Below are 21,726 nucleotides of genomic sequence, written 5' to 3' on the forward strand. Positions count from 1 at the left end.
AATGAAAGTGTATATTCACCCTAAGTGCTCTACTTGTCGTAAAGCTGTCGATTGGTTAGAGAGTAAGAAGTTGGAGTTTAAGTCGATAGACATTCGTGAATTCCCTCCCACCGAGAAAGAGCTAAAAAAGGCGCTGGCTACTGCCTCTAAGCCAACCGCGGTGTTCAACACCTCAGGTCAGTTATACAGAGAGCAGGGATTGAAAGATAGACTACCCAACCTTAATCAAAAGGAAGTCATTGCTCTACTTCGTAACGAAGGAATGTTGGTTAAGAGGCCCTTTCTAGTTACAGGTGACCTTGTTTTGACTGGTTTTAAAGAATCTCAATGGTTGTCTTACGTGAATACTTTGCCAGCATCTTAGGAGATTTTTCATAATCTCTAGGACCTAAGGCTGCTATTTACCATGAATTCAGGATGGCTAGGCTGTTGGTACTAACAAAAATTCTTGAAAACAAAAAATGAATATCTACTATAAACTCTTTCTTGATAGAAATACTCTAGTAAAAACTTAAGCAAACCACGATGGATATAGAAATACAGGAGAGTAATAAGAGTAGTTATTGGCAAATGTTTTCTGCGTTTAATGACAAATTCTTTGAATAAAATTTCTACTATGCGAGGTCTATCCATTTATCAACCATAACAAGATATAATTCCATATGATTGAAGCTAAACATCTTATAAAAGATTACGGCAGTTTCCGTGCAGTTAATGACATTTCGTTCGAGCTTAAAAAAGGTGATGTTTTAGGCTTTCTTGGGCCTAATGGGGCAGGAAAATCTACCACTATGAAAATGGTCACCGGTTTTTTATCGCCAACGGGAGGTGAAGTGACGATCGGGGGTATTAACATTGCCGAAAACCCCATAGAAGCAAAGAAGCGATTTGGATATCTTCCAGAAAACTGCCCCCTTTATTATGAAATGACAGTGATTGAGTTTTTGGAAAGCATTGCAGATTTTAGGAATCTGGAAGGAAGCGATAGAGCTGACCGGATTGCTCACGTTATCGAAGTCTGCCATCTCGATGCAGTGCGCTACCGCACGATCGATACACTAAGTAAAGGTTATCGTCAGCGTGTGGGTATGGCCCAAGCAATCATTCATGAGCCTGACTATCTCATCATGGATGAGCCGACTGATGGATTGGATCCCAACCAAAAGCAAGAAGTTCGTAAACTTGTGGCTTCTATGTCTAAGGATAAGGCGATTATTTTATCGACCCACATCCTAGAAGAAGTGGAGTCCATGTGTAATCGCGTCATTGTGGTAGACAAGGGAAAGATTTTGGTTGACGAAAGTCCTCAAAAGTTTCGTGAACGCCATCCTTATCACAATGCTTTAGAAGTGGTCTTCGACTCAGCTATTCGCAAGGAAGCCTCAGAAGCAATTAAGGGCATTGATGAAGTTAAGGAAGTTAAGGAGGAGAAAGATAAACTCTTCATTCTACCTAAAAATGGAGGCGAGATCGATGGCTTGATTCTAGAGAAAGTTCAAGCAAAGAATTGGAAAGTGCAGTCTTTTAACAAAGCTCCTACTCGTCTGGATCAAGTTTTTAGAAATCTCACGGAAGCAAGCAGCAAAAGCTAATTATCTATTCATTTAGATCAACGTATAGAAATAAAATATTATGCAAAGTATTCTTACTATCTTCAAACGAGAATTTCTCGGCTATTTTCGCTCACCAGTGGCCTATGTCTTTTTGATAGTCTTCTTGGTGGCATCCATCGTCATGGCGTGGTTTGTTGGACGCTTTTTTGATGCGAATAACGCAAGTTTGTCGGGTATGTTCAATTTCTTTCCTTATATTTTTGTTGTCTTTATACCGGCAGTGGGAATGAGACTTTGGGCCGAGGAAAGAAAATCAGGTACCTGGGAACTTCTTTTTACCTTACCTATTTCAACAACTCATGCGGTTATTGGCAAGTTCCTAGCTGCTTGGCTTTTCATCACAATTACTATTGCCATGACTTTTACCATGCCCATTACAGTCGGCTATTTAGGTGATCCTGATTGGGGGCTCATTTTTAGTGGATATTTGGCCAGTGTTTTAATGGCAGGCATCTACCTAAGTATTTGCTCTCTGATGTCAGCAGTGACTAAAAACCAAGTCATTGCTTTCGTGCTTGGCTTCATTGCTTGCCTCATTATGATTCTGATGGGATATAGCATCTTGAATAATCTGATCGATTTTCTACCAGTTGCCGTATTGGATGCTATTGGAAATATTAGCTTTATGCCTCATTACATGTCAGCTGTTGAAGGAATTGTAACCATTAGTAGTTTTATTTATTTCATTAGCTTCACAGCGCTTGGTTTGTTGTTAAACATCATTGTCTTAGAACGTTAGAATTTTAAATTAGAGATATAAAAAATGAATACACAATCTAAATGGATGGCCTTCGGGTTATTAATCATTGGTTTTATTTTGGTCAATTTCATTGGCTCCTTTATGCCGGGTCAAGTCGACTTCACAGAAGAAAATTTATATACCTTATCTAAAGGATCTAAATCACTGCTTAAGAAAATAGAAGATCCCGTTCAAGTGAATCTGTATTTTAGCCGCAGTGTTGAGCACCCAATCGTGCAAATTAAAAATTACGCTAAGCGTGCTGAAGGACTTCTAAAACAATATCAGAGAGCTTCAGGTGGGACCATTGAAGTGAACGTGATAGATCCACGTCCTGATACCAAGGAGGAAGAAGATGCCACGCGTGCGGGATTAACCCCGCAGCAACTGCCAAATGGAGAAGCTTTCTTTTTGGGTATTATGGTAAGTCAAGTAGACAGGGAAGAGACGTTGCCATTTTTAGATCCTAGAAGGGAAGCTTTGTTGGAGTATGACATATCTCAAGCTCTTTATAAGGTTGGCAATACGAATAAGCCTAAGCTAGGAATTATAGCAGGACTTGAAGTCTTTGGTTCAGCCCCCCCTTCTATGCCCGGGATGCCACCACAAATGAGTCAAGGTGGCGAAAAGTGGATCTTTTTAGGAGAACTCGAGAATTTCTTTGACGTGCAAAATATTGATACGTCTGAGGAGGAGTTACCCACAGACTTAGATGTCCTCTTTGTGATACATCCTCAGGAGTTAAGTGACATCCTGCTTTATCACATTGACCAATTCTTGCTTAGTGGGAAGTCCGTGATTGCCGCAGTAGATCCGTTATCACGTTTCCAAATGATGAATAGTCAACAACAACAAAACCCCATGATGATGATGAACCAATCGAATTCCAGCGATCTCGGTAAATTGTTCGGTGCTTACGGTATCAAATATGACTCAACCAAAGTGGTAGGGGACTTTGAGTATGCAACGAATGTTAGTGGTGGAAGATCGAGTGCACCAATGCTAATGCCGACTTGGATTACGCTAACAAGAATTGATAGCGAGCTACCACCGGTAGCTGAGCTGGATAATGTCTTTTTAGGAGATCCTGGGAGTCTCTCATTAAAAGATGAGGAAGATAGCTCGCTAACTTTTACGCCTATTTTGCAGGGTTCGGAGCGTTCTGATTCTATTGCTGCAAGTAGTTTAAGATTCATGCAGCCGGATGCCATCGCTAATCGAATGAATGCAGATGGCAAGGTGAAAACATATGCCGCACTCATTCAGGGAAAATTTACCTCGGCGTTCCCCAACGGTAAACCTGAAGCCCCCAAGAGAGATGATGAGGAAGAGGAAAAGGAATCCAAAGAAACTGAAAAAGCTGAACCAGATAATTCTCTCAAGGAATCAGCTACTGAGTCTAAACTGATTGTGATTGCAGACACTGACTTTCTTGCTGATAGATTCAGTGTACAGCGTATCAACCTTCTGGGAATGAATGCGATCCGTCCTATCAATGACAATTTAAGCCTTACCTCTAATTTAATAGAATTTTCATCAGGCAGTGATGATCTTTTGTCCATTCGAGGTAAAGGAACTACCTCTAGAGACTTTGATAAAGTTAAGCAGCTCCAAATAAAGGCTCAGAAAGAGTTTCAGCAGCAAGAGGAAGTGATCAACCAAAGCCTTACAGATATTCGTAATCAGCTCAGCGAGCTACAAGGTCAGAAAAAGGAAGACGGTGTTTTGGTGGCAAATGCCGAACTTCGTAAATCTATCCAAGCAATGAAAGAACAGGAAGCAGATATGCTTCGTCAGCGCCGCGAGATACGAAAGAAACTCCGCGAAGATATTGAATTGTTAGACAACACACTGGCAATTCTTAATTTAACAGTTTCCCCGGCTCTTATTATTTGTTTCGCTCTAATTTTCTTTTCAAAGAGGAGCAAGAGTAAGGAGTAATCTCAGATACAAATGATGCCATTTTAACTCATTCTTAAGACCATGAATATCAAACCACTATCAGTCATTATCGTTATCTTAGCAGTGATCGCTGTAATTATTGGAGGATTAAGCTCCAGTAAAGACAAAAAAATTATTAAGGAGACGAACCAACCTTTACTAGACAGTAGCACTTTAGGAAAGGCAACTAAGATTGTTCTTAATGCTAAGATTGCCAATGAGACAATCGTTTTACAGAAGAAGGATACCGATTGGATTCTTCCAGATTTCTACTCAATGAAAGTAAATTTCGAGAAGATGGAGTCATTAGCCAATGACATAATGGAGGCCAAAATTGGGAGAGTCGCAAGTTCGAATCCTGAAAAATTTTCAACTTTCGAATTAGGTAACAAAGTAGTGGAGCTTTACGATAAAGACGATCAGCTAGTGTGGAAGCTTGATATTGGAAAAGATGGAGCTTCATCAGGTGCATTTGTGAATATAAATGAGGAGGAAGTCGTATATCTTTCGAATATCGCCCTTTTTTTTGATAACAAAGTTGAGGATTGGGTTGATAAGAAATTTAACGATTTCGATCCAGGAACTGTTCGTAAAGTCGCAACCGTGGTGCTCGATCCTAAAGGCAAAGAGGAGGTTGCTTTTGAAGTTAAGAGAGCTGATGGATCTCAACCCTTTGTGGCAACCACTGAACTTGGCGAAAAAGAGGTCACAGATCACAATAAGTTCCAAGAGATTATAAACACACTTAAGAATGCTGTTTATACCTCACTAGAGGATCTAACTAAAGAAGAGGTAAAGTCCGCACTGGCTAATACCCGTGACATTCAACTCACTTTTGCGGATGACAGTTCCATGAACATCACCGTTGGTAAAAGCATTCCGCCAGAGCCTAAGAAAGAGAAGAGCAAAAAAGGCGAAGAGCAGGAAAAAGAGGAAGAACCAGCTCCTGAGCCAGAGATTTATATGATTGTCGAGCACTCTGATCCTGATCATTCTTTGAACCGAATAGCTAAGGTGAAGGCCTTTAAAGTTCCTGATAACGTCTATGACCGCATGCCAGAAAAGTGGTTGGATGTTGTAAAAGAAAAAGAGGAGCCAAAGCCTAAGGGTCCCGAGCCGGCTCCAGCGACAGAAGGTGAAACTGAGGACTAGGGTTTTGCACATGAATGCCTGTCATTAGATGATTATTCCCGAATAGATGCAGAAACAAAAAGGAATAATCTCTACTTATTTGGGCGTTAAAAAAGCAATTATTTGAAGCTGCTCCCATGTGCTACTGGCAGCTTTAGAATAGCTAAAGGGTTTTTGAATTATATTTAAAAATCCAGGTTATGTCCTAACCCGGGTTCAACAGGGGGAGCCAAGCACCATGGGGCTACGCATCGATCTCTAGAGGTTTTGTAATCAGAGAACAGACAGCTTGGATTAGACACTGTTGTCTATGAATCAGAATATGTAGCTCCTGGTATGAATAATACTTCATACTTCTTTTGTTTTTTATAGTCTTATTTTAAAAAAGTCTTTGACGATAGGTTACCTATCTGAGAGCTTCATAGTTTCGTTGATTAAGGAACCGACAGCACATTCAATTAGTATTAAAAACCTTAAAAAAATTTAATGAATATTCACGAATATCAGGCAAGGGAACTCTTAGAAAAGCATGGAGTTAAAACATCACGGGGGAATGTCGCAACGACGCCCAGTGAAGCAAAAAAAATTGCTCAATCACTAGAAGCGCAAAAGCTTGTTATCAAAGCTCAAGTTCACGCTGGTGGGCGTGGTAAAGGCACGTTCAAAAGTGGACTAGAGGGCGGCGTGCAGCTTTGTGATTCCGCTCAAGAAGTCGAGGATTATGCCAGCCGGATGCTTAATGAAACGCTAGTGACTCATCAGACAGGGCCCGATGGAAAAGTTGTTCGCAGTGTGATGATCGCAGAGGCAGTTGGAATTGAGAGAGAGCTCTATTTTGCTATTCTCATGGATCGAGCAACTTCACTTCCTATCGTCATAGCGAGCACAAAAGGGGGGATGGATATTGAAGCGGTTGCTGAAGAAACTCCCGAAGAGATATTCCGTGAATCGGTCAACCCTGGTTTAGGTCTCTTACCTTTTCAAACGAGAAAGCTTGCCAAAAAACTTGGTTTCGAAGGCCCCCAAGCTCGTAGTGCTGGTAAGCTGTTTCATGCAGCTTATAACATGTTTATCGCTTTGGATTGTTCGCTGCTAGAAATCAACCCCTTAGTTGTAACGACCGAAGGAGAGGTCATGGCTCTAGATGCTAAGATCAATTTTGATGATAGTGCATTATTTAGACATTCCAATATTGAAGAGATGCGGGATAAAGAAGAGGAAGACCCTCTGGAAGTTCGTGCCTCTGAGTTTGATCTAAACTACATTAACCTAACTGGCAATATCGGTTGCATGGTCAATGGTGCAGGTTTAGCAATGGCTACGATGGATATTATTCAGCATTATGGAGGTAGCCCTGCTAACTTCCTGGATGTTGGTGGAGGTGCTAATGAGAAGCAAGTTACAGAAGCCTTTAAAATACTTGTAGAAGATACCAAGGTCGAAGCCATCCTCGTTAATATATTCGGCGGAATTATGAAGTGCGATGTCATAGCTCAGGGTGTCATTAATGCTTGGAAGACAGTTTCTTGTGATTTACCTCTAGTGGTTCGCTTAGAGGGCACAAATGTGGACAAAGGTAAGGAGCTATTAAAGGAAAGCGGCTTACCCATTATTACAGCAGATGGTATGGCGGATGCGGCAGAAAAAGTCGTGAAATCTATCAAGAAATAAAGGTATTTACAATGTCAGTTTTAGTTGGAAAAGAAACAAAATTAGTCGTTCAAGGAATTACAGGTAAAGCAGGAGGCTTTCATGCCAAGCAGTGCTTAGACTATGGAACCAATATCGTAGCAGGCGTTACCCCAGGTCGACATGGTGAAAAATTCGAGGATAAGGTTCCAGTCTTTGATACAGTAGTCGAGGCCAAAGAAGCCACAGATGCCAATACCTCAATGGTCTTTGTTCCCGCTCCATTTGCTGCAGATGCCATTATGGAAGCCGCTGATGCCGGAATTAAGCTTATCATATGCATTACAGAACACATACCTGTGGTTGATATGATGAAAGCGAAGTATTTTTTAGAAGATAGAGACTGTTTATTGATTGGGCCCAACTGCCCTGGGATTATCACACCCGAAGAATGCAAGATTGGCATTATGCCTGGATATATTCACAAGAAAGGTAATGTGGGCCTTGTATCGCGTAGTGGCACACTGACTTATGAAGCAGTTTGGCAGCTAAGTAACCGAGGTTATGGTCAGAGCACGTGTATAGGTATTGGCGGAGATCCTATTCATGGACTGACACAAAAACAATCTTTAGAGCTTTTTAATAACGATCCTGAGACAGAAGCCATTGTGATGATTGGCGAGATTGGAGGAACTGAAGAGGAAGAAGCTGCTGCTTTTGTAAAAGAGCATGTTAAGAAACCTGTGGCAGCCTTTATCGCAGGCCAAACGGCGCCTCCTGGACGTCGTATGGGGCACGCCGGAGCCATTGTCTCAGGTGGCAAAGGTAGCGCAGCGGATAAAATTGCAGCGCTAGAAGATGCAGGTATCGCAGTTGCAAAGACACTGGCAGAAATCGGCGAAACTCTCATCAGCCAGATAAAGAAGGGTTGATCCCCCTTATAGGGAGGGATCAAACTTTAGTCTTTATATGGGTCATAGATCTTAGGACCTGCCATGGCGACACCTATTGGACTCAGTGTGTGAAGAACTTTGATGGTTCCTTCATGAGCCTTTAATACTTCAGGTAATCGTCGGTAAGCTTGAGGTGCTTCATCAACGTCACCGCCGCGAAGAACAACCCCGCGTTTCTTTAACCAGCGTCGCATATCGCCAGGTGAAATACATCCGCCTTCTCGAAACCGATCTTTGCCGATGCGCTTTGGTTTTCCCTTTGCTTTGGTTCTAGACATGATTCGTCCAGCCCCATGAACCGTTGAGAATAGTGCATCTCGAGATGTTTCAGAATCAACACCTTCAATGATGACAGCGTCGTCCCCCATGCTTCCACCAATAAACCCTTTTTGGCCAGGAAATGCTGGTGTTGCTCCTTTTCTCACCACCCAGTATTTTTCATCTGAGCTATCAGAGTGAAGCTTATGTGTTTCAAGCCAAGCAAAGTTATGGTGGTTATGTACTTCCTCTTTGATTTTTGCTCGCAAGATTTTCTTAGCCACATAACGTGCAACATATTCGCGACCTGCGTAAGCATATCGTCCGGCTAAATGCATACCTGTGAGATAATCTTGGGCAAGGTTTGATTCGAGTTTTACAACTGCTGGAGCCACATCCATTCCATCCTTACCTCCTGCTTTATTTAGAAAGTAAGTTGCTGTCTTATGGCCTAAGCCGCGTGATCCGAAGTGTACGCCTATCCAGATACGCTTTTCTTCGTCGGTAAAGATATCCACATAGTGATTGCCACTACCAACTGTTCCAAGCTGATCTTGGGCAGTTTTCTTTAGGCTTTTCATAGGATCAATATCCCATGCTGGGGCATCAAAAAGCTCATGATCTACACTGTTTTTGTTATGTCGTCCCATACCAAAAGAGATGTTTTCCACAATATCATTCATAATCTTTTCGATCTTGGGTCTGACATCTCCTAAGCATGCATCTGTTCTCAAAGCGAGGTTTCCACAAGCAATGTCGAATCCAACACCAGATATTGATATGAGATCCTTATAAGCGATCACGCCACCTATGGGTTGTGCATAACCTTTATGGCCATCTGCACAAAGCACGGCTTTCTGCCCCCCTATTGCAAGGCATGTGTACATTTGTTTAACAGTTGCGTCGTCGTGCCGACCAAATATTTTAAGATTCATAATTATTTATTTCTATGTTAGATCCTCTCCAGCTTCTGATAAAGCTGGAGATTCACCAGTTTAAAATCCTATAGCTGGTTTAGGTGGATTGAGTTCTGATTCACTTGTTTCCGTGTAAATCTCAGCCAAGGAATAAGTTTCCTTTATTTGCAATGGCTTACCGAGCTTGTTAGCAAGCACGATAGCTTGTTGCTGTGTCAAGTTTTTGAATTGTTTTCTAGCGATAAGTCGTCCAGGACGTAAAACGGCTGGATCGAGAGCACTTACCGAACAATTGATGGTACAGATCAGGTGGAGTTTTAAAAATTCACCTAAGAGTCCATCAGTTATGTTTAGTAAGGCGCTAAGCTCATCGCGGTTATCCCATTGACGAGGAAGGAGTATTCCCTCAGCGTCTTCGAGAATAACGATTTTCTTCATCTCTTTGTGGTGGTTTGATTGATTAGACCAAAAGTCCACAAATTCAGGATCCTTCAACATTTTAAAATTAGATGGAGGGATGAAGTAGAAACGGTGAGTATCTGCTAACTTGGCCACAAGGTGGCGGATAAAAGATGTTTTTCCGGTGCCTGGTGCGCCTTGTAAAAGCGTGATGCCATAATCTCGTTCTTCAATTGCCTCAACTAATTCGTCTTCCCAGATATTAAAGGTTTCCCCGTATTGAAGCGCTAAGAGATTAGAAGAAATCTCCTTATTTCTATCTATTTTAACGCTCTGCAGATCAATACTGCAGCCATTATATTTAACCAGATAGAAGGTAGGCTCTTCTTTCTTTACGATGATATACTTATTGCGTAGGTCATCTAGACATCTATGGGCATATTCCTTAGTTGGTGCATACACATAGAGATATCCGTAGCTGAAATAAACATATAGTTCATCGTCGAATCGAAATAGAATACGGTCCCATCCTTGACTTTGGCCTTCAAAGATATCTGCTTCGTCAAATGTAGATCGGACGACATGGCTTTGAAAATCCTGATAGAGTTTGTATCCGTCCCATTCGCCTTTAGCTTCCAACATATGAATGGGCTTGTTTTTAAACTCTTCATATATAGGTAGCCTTAACCACTCTTTTAATTCTAGATTGTAAGTGGTTTGTAAATCGACAGTGGAATCAGATGAGCTTTGCCCGCATAATGGGCGATCATCATTAAATTTCATGATCGATAACTTTCTAGTTTTAAATTACCTAAGTTCCCCCCTTCCAAGAATAGGAAGAGGGTTCATTAGGGGTTCATAGTAAGTTCACGATTCGGTCAGTGAGTCCTTTTTCACCCAACATAATGTTGAGTTTGGAGTTCTCAGCAACTTTTTCGAGAACTTCTAATTCTTTTAACCTTATAAGAGCTGGTGTACTCTCAATGAGTTTTGCAGTGTTCAACTGGCTGCGCATTGCTGCTATTTCTTCGCGCCGTGCAATAACATTAGCCTCAGAGGCTTTTTTTGCTTCGATCACTTTATTTAATAACGTTTTTATCTCTCCAGGTAAAATGATGTCACGAATACCTAATGAGATGATCTTGGCACCAAAAGCGTGAGCACCTTGAATCATGGTGCTTTCAAGCTCTGATACAAGAGCGTTTTTGTCGGCAAGTAGACTGTCAAGATCACGAGTTCCGATAATAGCACGTAATGCGAGTTGAGCTTTTCGGTAGAGAGCTTGATCTATATCACCAATAGTTTCAACACTCTTGACAGCATCAGTTACTTGCCAGTTCAAAATAGCATTGATACGTAGCGTTACTTTATCAGCAGTCATGATGTCTTGACCGGTAATATCTAGAGCCTTTTCTCGTATATCCACAGGGAACATTTTGACTTTTCCGACTTTCATCCATGACGCGTATTGGCCAGGAGTTAGAGTCTTTAAGTATTCTCCATCTTGATAACATACAGCGACCTGTCCTTGTTCAATACTGAACATATTAAGCAGGCGGTCCGTTCCAGCTGATTTCAAAATAGTATGAAGCTCTTCGTGTTCAAAAAGGACATTTCGAGCATCAATGATCTCAGCCTGAATGTTTCGGAACTTTGCCCAAAGAGCATAAAGCCCAGCATCTAGAATGATACTGAAACGTCCGTCAATCCAGATAAGAGCACGCTCATGATCCTTTAGATCGAGCACAAGAGCCTCATCACCTAGTGCCCCTGATTGGGCGATCAAGTCAAGTTTTTCGTGAATAAACCATGGTTCACGTTGAGAAACAATATCTACCTTGGTTTTATTGAAAGGGTCGAAGATCCGGTAAATTCCTTTGCTAAGAATTTTTTCGAATTCACCATCTTTGATAACAATTCCTTTTTCATAGGATCGGGTTTTGATTTTTTGAATGGGAACATGGTTCCTCCTTTCTTGGTTAATGAAATAATAAAAATTTTAAATAGGATCAGTCAGAGATAAGTGTGAAGGCAATCACACGCATGTTGCGGAGTAAAGTTTAAGTAGCGCGACATCTATTCTATCCTTGAGTTAAAGCCATAGAATAAGATGATTCAGTAGCTTCTTCTCAATTCAGGATTAGATGTGGCCATACGGTATCTACTTGCTGCGGGCACCAGTTTGATGTTGTTATTTGAAACTTCTTGTCAGTATAACTACAGGAAGATATCAAGTTAACAGATCAGCTTTCGCTTATCTCTTTCTGATCTTTCATGTGTGTCGTTTTTAGCGACTAATTGGTACGGGATTCGAACCCGCGACTAATGGATGATGAGTCCATTGCTCTACCGGACTGAGCTAACCAAACCCCTTAACAGGGATGTTGTATGCATAATATGGGAATCGAACCCATGCTCTCCTCGTATCAAGAGACGCTTTACCACTTAGCTAATGACGCTTGGCTATTATTGATGATAGTTAAAACCCATTAACAGAACACAAGCCTGTGAACATAAAATACGCAATGATTGTGCTGTTGGCTAATCTATCAATAAACGGTCAAAGTATAAAAAATTCCTGCTGTCGGGCTCGTTATAGGCACCCCGACTCACCTTGAATGAACCCGTTACAGGGATTTAATCACGAAGACGGGTAAAGCGACGTGATGTTTTTCATGAAATTTTAAGATATAAGATTGAGCATCAAATACTCTGGTTATATGCTAAATCTTATATGTTAAATCATAGATAAGGCCAACACCCTTACCTCCCTTAATTTCTCTCGGGACATAGCCACAGGTATTTCACGGTGGACGTTTGGGTGTTTTACAGGCACACCGCCCAGCGAAGCCCTTAGTTTTTTCTTTAAATTCATTTTTGTAATAAAAAACCCTGCTTGAGAGGCAGGGTTGAAAGAACTTAATTAATCCTATCAAAGTTCTAGGTTACTGTGACTACCTCTTTCTGAGTTTTTAGATCGACGGAAGTAACTTGTTCATCTTTGTCATGATAGATTGGCAAAGGAATGCCGAGATCTATTTTACAAGCACACATGTTACCTCGTGTGATCCTGCTTGTTTCTAAAAAATGTCTTATCATTAGCTACCTTAAATTCCTTTTTTGTTTTTCTTGAAACAGACAATATAAAATCTGGAAATTCTTGCCATGCAAAAATTTACAGGATACCTTACTATCTAATCATGTTTGAAAATTTGTTTGCACAAAGAGGATTGTCCCTAGATCGCTTAAAAGCTTTTGTTGAAGTAGACGAGGCAGGGGGCATGGCGAAAGCTGCGGTAGGGGACCCCGTAAGACAGAGCCAATACAGTCGGCAAATAAAAGAGTTAGAAGAATATTTTGGAGTAGAACTCATACGTAGAAAAGGTAAAGGGATTGAACTAACGAGGGTAGGTAAGGAACTGGCAACTTTAGTAAGGGAGCAGTTTTCTGGTTTGAGTGATTTTCATCTTAGTTGTTCTGGAGCACCAGTTCGCTTTTCTTTAGGAGCTGGAGATAGTTTACTTCATTGGCTGCTCACCCCATGTCTTAGTCAATTACAGGCTAAAATGCCTCAAATGGGAGTTCGTCTGCATAATATGAGAAGTGTGGATATCATTCGAGAGCTACATGATTTATCGATCGACTTTGGTATCGTTCGTGAAGGAGTTGAGGGAAGGCTTTTAGAAAAAAGAATGATTGGATCATTTGATTACGCATTTTATGTGCCAAAGAGTATGGTGGGTCGCAAGCGCAGAGTTGATATTAAGGAGATACTAAAACAGATTCCATTAGCAACTCAAGGTAGTGATGGTTCATTTCGACAAAATCTTGAGGGGAATGCTCTACGTAAGGGAGTCAGGCTGAATATTCGACTCAACTGTGAGTCATTTCCACAAGCCTACCAAGCACTATTGTCGGGTGGCTACGCGGCTGTATTGCCAACTTTTATTGATCCCTTCATTGATAATAAGAGGACGGTGCGACTAGAAGTTGATTTTATGAGGGAGCAAAGGAGAACGATTTCTTTGAGATGGAATAAGCGATTAATTCGCGTTCGACCCCTTGCTGAAAAAGTAGCTATTGGGCTAGTAAGAGCTCTTAAGAGTCAGCTAGCCCTGCATTAATCTAAATCTAGGGCTGAGGCAGTTGTTGCGACAAGAAAGGGAAGTTCATCGGCAGCGTTGCTTAAGAAATTCTGGCCAAGAACTAGTTGAATTTCATCTGTATTTTGAGGGTCAAGCATTGGTTCACCACTTGATCCAAGATCTAAAATATCTGCCAGAGTGTCTGCTAGATGTAAAAGGTTTGTTTCAATCTTACTCTTAGGAGCTAATTGAGGTGAATGGTGATAGCGCACGATGGTAATAAGCTTTGAAGGTATGCGCCATTGTTTCAGTATGGCTTCCGCCAGGGAGGTGTGATCAAAACGAAAGACTTCTTGTTCTGCTTGAGCAATGGGTATTTTCTTAGACTCACAAAGCTGATTTGCTTTTTTGTAACCGTCAACAAAAGCTTTTGACATAATGAGCCGGCCTATGTCATGGATGAGACCAGCCATAAAGAGGCCATCCGCCCTGGAAGGGTTTACGCAGTTAGCCAGATAGCGTGCACAAACACCGCATGCAATACTGTGTTTCCAGAATACTTTGGCTTGTTCTGAACTATCAAAAGCTTTGGCTATGGCGGTTCCCACAATGGCGTCCTTCACTTCTGCCATGCCAATTAACATCAGAGCTTCAGAAATACTTTCTACTTTTTTACTTAACCCATAGGTAGGGCTATTAGCCAACTTTAGAATGCGGAGCGTGAGAGTAGGATCTTTAGATACGATGTGGTCTATTTCTTGGTAGCTACAATCGGGGTCTTCAAACTTGTCTTGTAAGCTGACAACGACTCCTGGTATGGCCGGTAGGTAACTAGCTAGAGTTTCCAGGACTGCATCGGGACATTTCATAACAGAGGATTAAATATTATCAAAATACTGAGTCTTGAGACGTTGGAGCGTAGCAAGCTCAATCATTTTTTTTGCAACTTGTAAATCAGGGTGACAGAAGCGAGATGATAAATCTGCCTGAGTCTTGGCAATTTCTTCTTCTGAGAAGAATTTTCGGAGATCTCCCAAGTCTACTAAGAATTCGTCTTCCTTGGCTTCGCTTAGCTTTTTGATGGATTCTTCATCTAGAACTTGCCCTTTTTTGAGAATAATAGATCCGTCTTTACCTTCTACGTTCTCTCTCATGACCATACCTTCGACAATGCTAAATGCCGTAATCTTTTTAAGAACTCTATTGGCTTCCATAAATGAGGTCCTCGGACATGCAATGCGTCACACTCCTAATAGGAACATCGGTAGGCAAAGCTTATAAATGAGACTTTTGTTGGTTTCTAACTATCTAGAAACCGCTGACTAATACCCTCATAAGCATCAATGCGACGATCTCTAAGAAAGGGCCAGGTTCGTCGGGTATGATCAATTTCTCTTAGGTTGCAGGAGGCGATTATTAAGGCTTCCTCATGATGAGGTGCCTCATGTAAAATTTCTCCAAAGGGATCGCAAACAAAGGAGCCTCCCCAGAAATCAATATCCTTCTCCGGGCCAGTGCGGTTAACGCTAGCAACAAAGACTCCGTTAGCGATAGCATGCGAACGTTGAATGGTTTTCCAGGCATCATATTGACATTTATTATTGTCAGGGCTTTCATCGACTGACCAACCAATAGCTGTCGGATAAAAAAGGATTTGAGCTCCTTGTAAAGAAGCGAGTCGTGCGGCTTCTGGATACCATTGATCCCAACATATAAGAACTGCGACTTTTGCTAATGAGGTTTCGATGGACTTAAAGCCAAGGTCCCCCGGAGTAAAATAAAACTTTTCGTAGAAGCCAGGATCATGGGGGATATGCATTTTACGGTAAATATCTAACAGCGAGCCGTCTTTTTCAATGACGACTGTAGTATTGTGATAAAGCCCTGCCGTGCGCTTTTCAAAAAGACTGGCGATGATGACAATATTTTTTTCTTGAGCAATTTTGCTAAGGGCTTGGGTGCTGGGACCGGGAATCGTTTCAGCCAGATCAAAATATTTAGGATCTTCCTCTTGGCAAAAATAGAGTGTTCGAAAAAGCTCTTGTAGACAGATTATCTGCGCTCCACGGTCTGCCGCATCACGGATTTTAGTAATGGCCTTTTCGAGATTATCAGGAGTGGACTCCTGGCAAGTCATCTGGATAAGGCCGAGATGGACAGTGCTGACTTGATTCATAAGAACCATGTTTTGCTATGCTACTAAGAAAAGAAAGCCAAATTATAATAAGAAACAAGAATATTGACGCTTAGCCGCTATTGGTGTTTGGATAGCGACATTTGCGCTTAACTGTCTTTTCATTTGTATTGCTTGCTTGCATGACGAAAGTATCTGGTCAAGGACTGAATATACCTGGCTACTATGGTTTTAGTGAGCTTCCTATTTATTCCTATTTTTATATTTCACGGCAGGAAGTTAGACATGAATTGATTATCAAAGCTTCGGCACTGGAGGAATGGATAGAAGTTGGAAGGGCACAAGCTGATCGAATCAGTATAGATGAGCAAAAGGTGCTACAAGAAGCACTTATCCCACTTATAGCAGACAACATCCCAATAAAGATCAATAAAGTCTTAATAGAGCCAAAGTTAATTGAAGCTAAACTAGGAGGGTTTGAGCTGCTTGAAGATCCATCTGCATTGAGGAGGGCACGTGTTCTACCGTTTGCTATGTCTTGGATAGCAATAGCATTGAGTTACTCTTCAGAAGGTTTTGTTAAAGATTTAGAGGTCCATTGGGAACTCGTACCAAGAGAATCTGAATTAGTAGTTAGCAATTTCTATTATGGTGATTTGAGAATTCGGAAAAATTTTACACAGGCCCTTCCTCATTACAGGTGGGAAGCTCCAAAAGAATTTGTATTTAAGATTCCTGAGCCGGTTCATGTTAATGAAATAGGTTCAGTATGGGGGGCTGTAGTAGGATTGGTTACTTTTTTGATTGCCTCGATCTTTTTAACGGCAGCCTCCTTAAATGGGTACAGCGGCAGGAAGCAATACAAGCAAGCAGGAATAATAGCTTCATTAGTTTTAGGCTTTAGCCTATTAGTCACCTTTTATTCTATACGCAATGCACAAATAGCTAAGCGAGAAGAATTGAAAAAGGTAGCGGAAGCTGTAACCAGAAATATTTATCAAGCATTAGAGGCTCCTTCTCAAAATCTCTTGGAAAAAGCTTTGAGGGTTTCATTAGACTCAGGCTCAGATGAGTCTTCTTTTAAGAAGCTTTCGGATCAATTACTGATTAGAGATAGAGGTCGATTCATATCTCATATCCAAAAATTGCACTTTAATGAGGCGGTTCTTGCTGCAAAGGGGGACAAGGAGCTTAAGGTTTTAAACTGTCGCTGGGAAATAGAAGGAATGCTCTTTTGTTGGGGACATCAAGCTTTGTCAAAAATCACCCAAGAAGGGCAGTTAGAGCTAGTACAGCTTGAGAACACCTGGAGACTGAGGAAGATCAAACTCATTAAAGCAATAAATCGTTCTAAAAATCTTCAAAATCTTGAAGATTAAATAATTAACAAAACTCTTATTGTGGCTCATATGTAATATTTAAATTTTTTTGCCTATTTGTAACGATTAGAAACTTGATGATTACTGTATTTTGGTTCTATATAGTGTGCATATGAAAGTATGTATCAGGTTTTTTGTAGCACTGACTATTTTATTTTGCTTCGGCTTATCTAGCTTACAGGCTGGTAATTGCGATATACCAGGAGATGTAGATCAAGACAGAGATTTTAGCTATAATGGAATCGACTACAGTATCAAGTACTCAACTGAATCTGGATCTTCAAATCGTATCTCAACGAGTGACGCTGCAGACCTGCAAGACATGGCAGAGAATAGCTATGATGATTATATAGGGGGTCTAAATTTTGCAGAACCTTATCTTAGCACATTTCCTGATTATACTATTATAGCGAAGGACGACTGGCACTATGCTGAGCCCTCTTGCGTTGCGATACATGCTCCAGATGTTAGAGAAAAATCACTCTTACAGATTCGTCAAGTCTTTGCCCATGAATATTTTCATACCATTCAGCGCCGTTACAAAGAAGATGCCTTTGGTAACGGCAATTCTGGTTACATCGGCAGTACCTTTGGGAAATGGGTATCTGAAGGTTCAGATGAAGGGATACTCGATATGGCCAACGCGGATTATGATAATACGACAGGATGGCCCTCATATGAAAGCCAAGCCGTAAGCGCTTTAAACTCTCCAGAGGCCAGTTTCTTTGACCGCGAGTATAATGGAGCATTGTTTTGGAAATACATCTATGAACAAATGAAACGGGATAATGATCCGGCAGCTAGCACGACACCCGTTTCTTATGGTTCCGAGTTTATGGTCGATTTTTACGACCGTTTAGTCGTCAATGGAAATTCGGGCAGCTCCGCATCAAAAGTGGCACTCGAAGAAGTCATGGCTACCTATAGCTCTCGCTCGTTGGAACGAGTGTATCTGAATCACTCTGTTGCAAACTACACCCGAGAGTTTGATGTTTCAGGAATTGCTAATAACACGCGTTACTTCTATATAGACGAGACAACTACAGGAGCCAATGCTTACAGTGATACAGTTAATAGAGAGATGGTCTCTAACTTTTTCCCGCTTTCCGACACGGGCGTAAATGTCAAAGCTTATGCTGCCAAATATTTTGAAGTAGTCGTTGGCGACCCAAATAGTTCGCCGTGTCAGGTATTTGGGATGAAGGCATCATCAGACAAACATATGGGGTTTGCCTTGATAGCTGTTGATTTTGATGGAAGAGTTGTTGCGGTTCGTGAAGGAAGAGGAACTGAATTTGGAGCTTCTGTTTTTAATTCCGAGACATCACCTGTATCTCGTATTTGCGGAATTCTGGTTGGTTTGGAGCAAGATGTCACTGCAGACATCGATCTGGATGCAGGATTCGTACAAACCTTTGATGTAATTCGCCCCACCTTTAGCTATAAGGCGTATCCAGGAACTTTTGATGATCCTGGAAACGTCCTCGTGAGAGTTTTTGTTGATGGTCCTCCAGCACTGAAGCCAGTTGGGGTAGGCAATCTTTCCATTCTCGGTCTGTTAAGAGAAGATTTTGAGGTTAGGATTAATAATGTTGTTTCCAATATCCTGACAGCGGACTATGTAGGGGGTGAATATTGGCTATTGGTTCAAGCACCGGGGTTTCCAGATATACCTGCCAACGGGAGTTATGATTTAGAGGTGGAGTTGTGTGAAGGGTCTAACGGTGTCCAGCTAAGCTCAGTAGAGTATGCTGAAATACAAATTAACCATGTGGTAGCGCTTGATATATCTGGTAGTATGGAAAATCCAACTTCTGCTAAACTAGATGCTGCAAAAGAAGCGGCTAAATTCTATATTGATGCCATAAGGGATGATGATCAATTTACTCTGGTTACTTTCACTGGAGACGCTGTTGAGTGTAATGATATCGGGGATGACGTATTCAATGAGGCCGGCAGTTCTGGAACCATCCTCGTAGCGGACAGCACCAGCAGAGGGGATATGAAATCCAAAGTCAATAGTCTAAGTTCTCTGAATTTGACTTCGATAGGTGATGGTCTTTGGGAATCTCGCAACGCTTTAGGTTCTGCGGCACTTCCACCTGCAGGGGTCATACAAATCAATCGTGTGCAGCTCTTAACAGATGGAATTGAAAACGAAGCTCGTTTTTGGGACTTAAATACATGCAATGGAGCGACAACCGTTCAAGAAGACATCACAGGCGATGGCATCATTGTCAATACGATTGCTTTTGGTGATGGTTCAGATCAGGCGCTACTGCAACAAATTGCTGGCGCTACAGGTGGTGACTATAGCTATGTTGATGTTGATTTCTTTTCTGGCTTAGCAGTAAGTACACCTCCTGGCGGCAATCCTTTTCTAAAGATGGCAAGTGGTGGATCCTTTGCCGCTTCAGCTACAGCCAGCGCCTCGTCATTAGTAACTTTACAAAATGCGCTTACACAAAAGTATCTCATGGGTGCGGAAAAAACTCGTGGTCTACAAAGACTCTGCTTTGAGGTTGGAACGATAGCCAGTGGTGACAGTATTTCAGTGCCTCTAGATTTAACCGAAGGGGATGTCGAGAACGCCATCATTTATGTGGGTTGGTCGGATCCCTCAAATTCTTTAGGGGTGGATGTTTTTGATCCGAGTTCCACTGATATAGCTGTCTTTTCAGACAAGCGTTTGGATAATGCTCATGTGATATATGTCATTGATCCTGGTGTGATGCTTGCCAAAGGTCAGTATGATTTTCAGTTGCAAAGTCCATTTGCAAATACCGTGGAATATTTTGTTGGGATCTCGGGTATTCCTGGCTCTGGCTTAGAAACGCAACTTACCCTTTCACAAATTCGACTCGGTGGTGGCAATAATGAGTTAGAGAGTCAATATGAACGCTTTGAGAAGTGTCTGCCCGTAGATATACGCACAACACTCGTTGATAATCTCGGTCCTGTTTTGGATGCTGTTGTCGATATGACAGTGATTCTACCTGATGGAACCGAAGTCTGTGGTCCTCTACAGCTCCTTGATGATGGAGGTAGCTACGATGGGCCAGCTGATGATGGAATATACGGGCATCGTTTCCGCAGAACGCTCCAAGCAAGCCCAAGACCACTAAATAACCAGATAGATCCTGCAGGTGGCATACCTGGTACCTATCGTGTGACGGTGACTGCGGTTGGTAAAGGAAATGATGGAACCGAATTTAATAGAACCTTAGAGGCCAGTTTTCAAGTATATGAGAGACGTGACGGACCTTTGGACAGAGATGGAGATGGTCTGCCTGATCAATATGAAAAATTATACAATTTCATTAATGGTGTGGATGACTCCGTCCTCGATCCAGATGAGGATGGCTTAACTACTGGCTTAGAGCACAAGCTAGGAACGCATCCGCTTGATCCTGACACAGATGGCGGGGGAGAATCTGATGGCTCTGAAGTAGAAAGCAACCTATGTCCTTTACAACCAGATGATGATCGTTTACCAGCTCCCACGGATGTCTCTATTATTACTACTTCAGATGTGGATGCTCATGGAGGCGGTTCCAACTTAATACCGGATAATCTCCTCCTGCAATTCCCCGATCACATCTCTTACACACAAATGGAGATTTACCGCTCGACAAATCCGAGTAACGTTACGAGTAATCTAGTTGGAGTGATTGATCTAGATGGAGTGGTTACCAACTCGGTTCACGATGGACCGCTTGTTGATGGCAAGACCTATTACTATAAGATGAGAGCGCGTGGTTTGGGGGGAGCAGCAACTCCCTTTTCTCGTTTGCTTTCAGCAGTGGCTAAATCGGATCCTGTGGCACCGACAGGGAATATTATCATTAACTGTAATGCCCCGTACACATCTTCAACTCAAGTGCAGATTCGCTTAAGTTACACAGTGGACGCAGTGGAGTTTCGCTTGAGTAATGACGTTGTTCCCACAGGCCTATTCTCACCAATACCAGCTAACGACGTAGTAGCTCCTTACAATCTACCAGGAACACTTATGAACGGAGATCTCGGAAAAATCTTTGTCCAATATAGAGATGCCAACGGTAACGTTTCTGTTCCAACATCTACGACAATACTATACAGAACAGACTTAGACTTCGATAACGATGGAGTTCTAGATCTCGCGGATGTGGATGATGATAATGACGGAATAGAGGATTCTGATGAGATTAAAAGCACCTTTACCAACCCATTGAATGCCGATTCCGATGGCGATGGCTTTGGTGACAAATGCGAGATTATTCTTGGTAGTGATGCAAAGGATGCTCTGAGTCTACCTGCCTTAGATCCGGCAAAGATATTTATAGGGCCAACCGATGTAGATATTGTTTTCCCTACTAAGCCAGGAATTGAGTACCAAGTAGAAGCTTCTCCAACACCATTTGGACCATGGACACCAGTCGGCCCTGTCATCTTTGGTGATGGTAATGATCAGGGCATTTCTGAGCCCTGGGCTCCTTACAGCGTTCGATTTTTCCGCTACGTGACAGTTAACTGTCCATAAGGAAATCGAGTCTCCAAAATGCTCGA

General features: G+C 41.8%; 18 protein-coding genes and 2 tRNA genes. 10 read left to right on the top strand and 10 right to left on the bottom strand.

What is annotated here, in order from left to right; genetic code table 11:
- Position 1: 1 nt before the first annotated feature.
- The 7 genes from AAGA18_11145 to sucD all read left to right on the top strand — a co-directional run bounded on the left by AAGA18_11145 (position 2) and on the right by sucD (position 7,985).
- The gene (locus AAGA18_11145; protein MEM9445894.1) at positions 2-364 is read left to right on the top strand and encodes a Spx/MgsR family RNA polymerase-binding regulatory protein; all 363 of its coding nucleotides are present in this window, start codon (positions 2-4) and stop codon (positions 362-364) included.
- 298 nt (positions 365-662) lie between these two features.
- Complete coding sequence (locus AAGA18_11150; protein ID MEM9445895.1) at positions 663-1,592, top strand: ATP-binding cassette domain-containing protein; 930 nt, start codon at positions 663-665, stop codon at positions 1,590-1,592.
- Between the two features lie 40 nt (positions 1,593-1,632).
- On the top strand, positions 1,633-2,352 hold the full coding sequence (locus AAGA18_11155; protein ID MEM9445896.1) for an ABC transporter permease: 720 nt from the start codon (positions 1,633-1,635) through the stop codon (positions 2,350-2,352).
- 24 nt (positions 2,353-2,376) lie between these two features.
- Entirely contained in the window at positions 2,377-4,293 is a 1,917-nt protein-coding gene (locus AAGA18_11160; protein MEM9445897.1) for a GldG family protein, read from the top strand.
- 42 nt (positions 4,294-4,335) lie between these two features.
- Positions 4,336-5,445, top strand: a complete 1,110-nt coding sequence (locus tag AAGA18_11165; GenBank protein ID MEM9445898.1) for a DUF4340 domain-containing protein — start codon at positions 4,336-4,338, stop codon at positions 5,443-5,445.
- A 465-nt stretch (positions 5,446-5,910) separates the two neighbouring features.
- Positions 5,911-7,095 (top strand): ADP-forming succinate--CoA ligase subunit beta, encoded by a 1,185-nt coding sequence (gene sucC, locus AAGA18_11170; protein MEM9445899.1) that lies wholly within the window; start codon positions 5,911-5,913, stop codon positions 7,093-7,095.
- An 11-nt stretch (positions 7,096-7,106) separates the two neighbouring features.
- Positions 7,107-7,985 carry a succinate--CoA ligase subunit alpha gene (gene sucD, locus AAGA18_11175; GenBank protein MEM9445900.1) on the top strand — a complete coding sequence of 293 codons (879 nt, stop codon included), beginning with the start codon at positions 7,107-7,109 and terminating at the stop codon, positions 7,983-7,985.
- A gap of 26 nt (positions 7,986-8,011) precedes the next feature.
- On the opposite strand, the gene AAGA18_11180 is transcribed toward sucD, so the two are convergent.
- The 7 genes from AAGA18_11180 to AAGA18_11210 form a co-directional block, all read right to left on the bottom strand.
- On the bottom strand, positions 8,012-9,199 hold the full coding sequence (locus AAGA18_11180) for an RtcB family protein (protein ID MEM9445901.1): 1,188 nt from the start codon (positions 9,197-9,199) through the stop codon (positions 8,012-8,014).
- Between the two features lie 60 nt (positions 9,200-9,259).
- A complete protein-coding gene (locus AAGA18_11185) occupies positions 9,260-10,363 on the bottom strand; it encodes an AAA family ATPase (protein MEM9445902.1) in 1,104 nt (367 codons plus the stop codon).
- A gap of 73 nt (positions 10,364-10,436) precedes the next feature.
- On the bottom strand, positions 10,437-11,366 hold the full coding sequence (locus AAGA18_11190) for a slipin family protein (GenBank protein ID MEM9445903.1): 930 nt from the start codon (positions 11,364-11,366) through the stop codon (positions 10,437-10,439).
- Positions 11,367-11,875: 509 nt separating this feature from the next.
- Positions 11,876-11,950 (bottom strand) — tRNA-Met (locus AAGA18_11195).
- A 19-nt stretch (positions 11,951-11,969) separates the two neighbouring features.
- Positions 11,970-12,039: transfer RNA gene (locus AAGA18_11200), tRNA-OTHER, on the bottom strand.
- A gap of 278 nt (positions 12,040-12,317) precedes the next feature.
- Complete coding sequence (locus AAGA18_11205; protein MEM9445904.1) at positions 12,318-12,455, bottom strand: hypothetical protein; 138 nt, start codon at positions 12,453-12,455, stop codon at positions 12,318-12,320.
- A gap of 65 nt (positions 12,456-12,520) precedes the next feature.
- Positions 12,521-12,679, bottom strand: a complete 159-nt coding sequence (locus AAGA18_11210) for a hypothetical protein (GenBank protein ID MEM9445905.1) — start codon at positions 12,677-12,679, stop codon at positions 12,521-12,523.
- A gap of 101 nt (positions 12,680-12,780) precedes the next feature.
- Between AAGA18_11210 and AAGA18_11215 the strand changes: the two genes are divergently transcribed.
- A complete protein-coding gene (locus tag AAGA18_11215) occupies positions 12,781-13,704 on the top strand; it encodes a LysR family transcriptional regulator (protein MEM9445906.1) in 924 nt (307 codons plus the stop codon).
- Here the strand turns inward: AAGA18_11215 and AAGA18_11220 are convergent.
- From AAGA18_11220 to AAGA18_11230, 3 genes are all read right to left on the bottom strand, one after another.
- Entirely contained in the window at positions 13,701-14,534 is an 834-nt protein-coding gene (locus tag AAGA18_11220) for an HDOD domain-containing protein (GenBank protein ID MEM9445907.1), read from the bottom strand. The genes AAGA18_11215 and AAGA18_11220 overlap by 4 nt on opposite strands.
- Positions 14,535-14,543: 9 nt before the next feature.
- The gene (locus AAGA18_11225) at positions 14,544-14,879 is read right to left on the bottom strand and encodes a hypothetical protein (GenBank protein MEM9445908.1); all 336 of its coding nucleotides are present in this window, start codon (positions 14,877-14,879) and stop codon (positions 14,544-14,546) included.
- Between the two features lie 86 nt (positions 14,880-14,965).
- On the bottom strand, positions 14,966-15,841 hold the full coding sequence (locus AAGA18_11230) for a carbon-nitrogen hydrolase (GenBank protein MEM9445909.1): 876 nt from the start codon (positions 15,839-15,841) through the stop codon (positions 14,966-14,968).
- A 140-nt stretch (positions 15,842-15,981) separates the two neighbouring features.
- Between AAGA18_11230 and AAGA18_11235 the strand changes: the two genes are divergently transcribed.
- Together AAGA18_11235 and AAGA18_11240 are read left to right on the top strand one after the other, a co-directional pair.
- Entirely contained in the window at positions 15,982-17,178 is a 1,197-nt protein-coding gene (locus AAGA18_11235) for a hypothetical protein (protein ID MEM9445910.1), read from the top strand.
- Between the two features lie 112 nt (positions 17,179-17,290).
- The gene (locus AAGA18_11240) at positions 17,291-21,700 is read left to right on the top strand and encodes a VWA domain-containing protein (protein ID MEM9445911.1); all 4,410 of its coding nucleotides are present in this window, start codon (positions 17,291-17,293) and stop codon (positions 21,698-21,700) included.
- The last annotated feature ends 26 nt before the right edge of the window (positions 21,701-21,726 follow it).

This window comes from Verrucomicrobiota bacterium, from assembly GCA_039192515.1.
Classification (GTDB): domain Bacteria; phylum Verrucomicrobiota; class Verrucomicrobiia; order Methylacidiphilales; family JBCCWR01; genus JBCCWR01.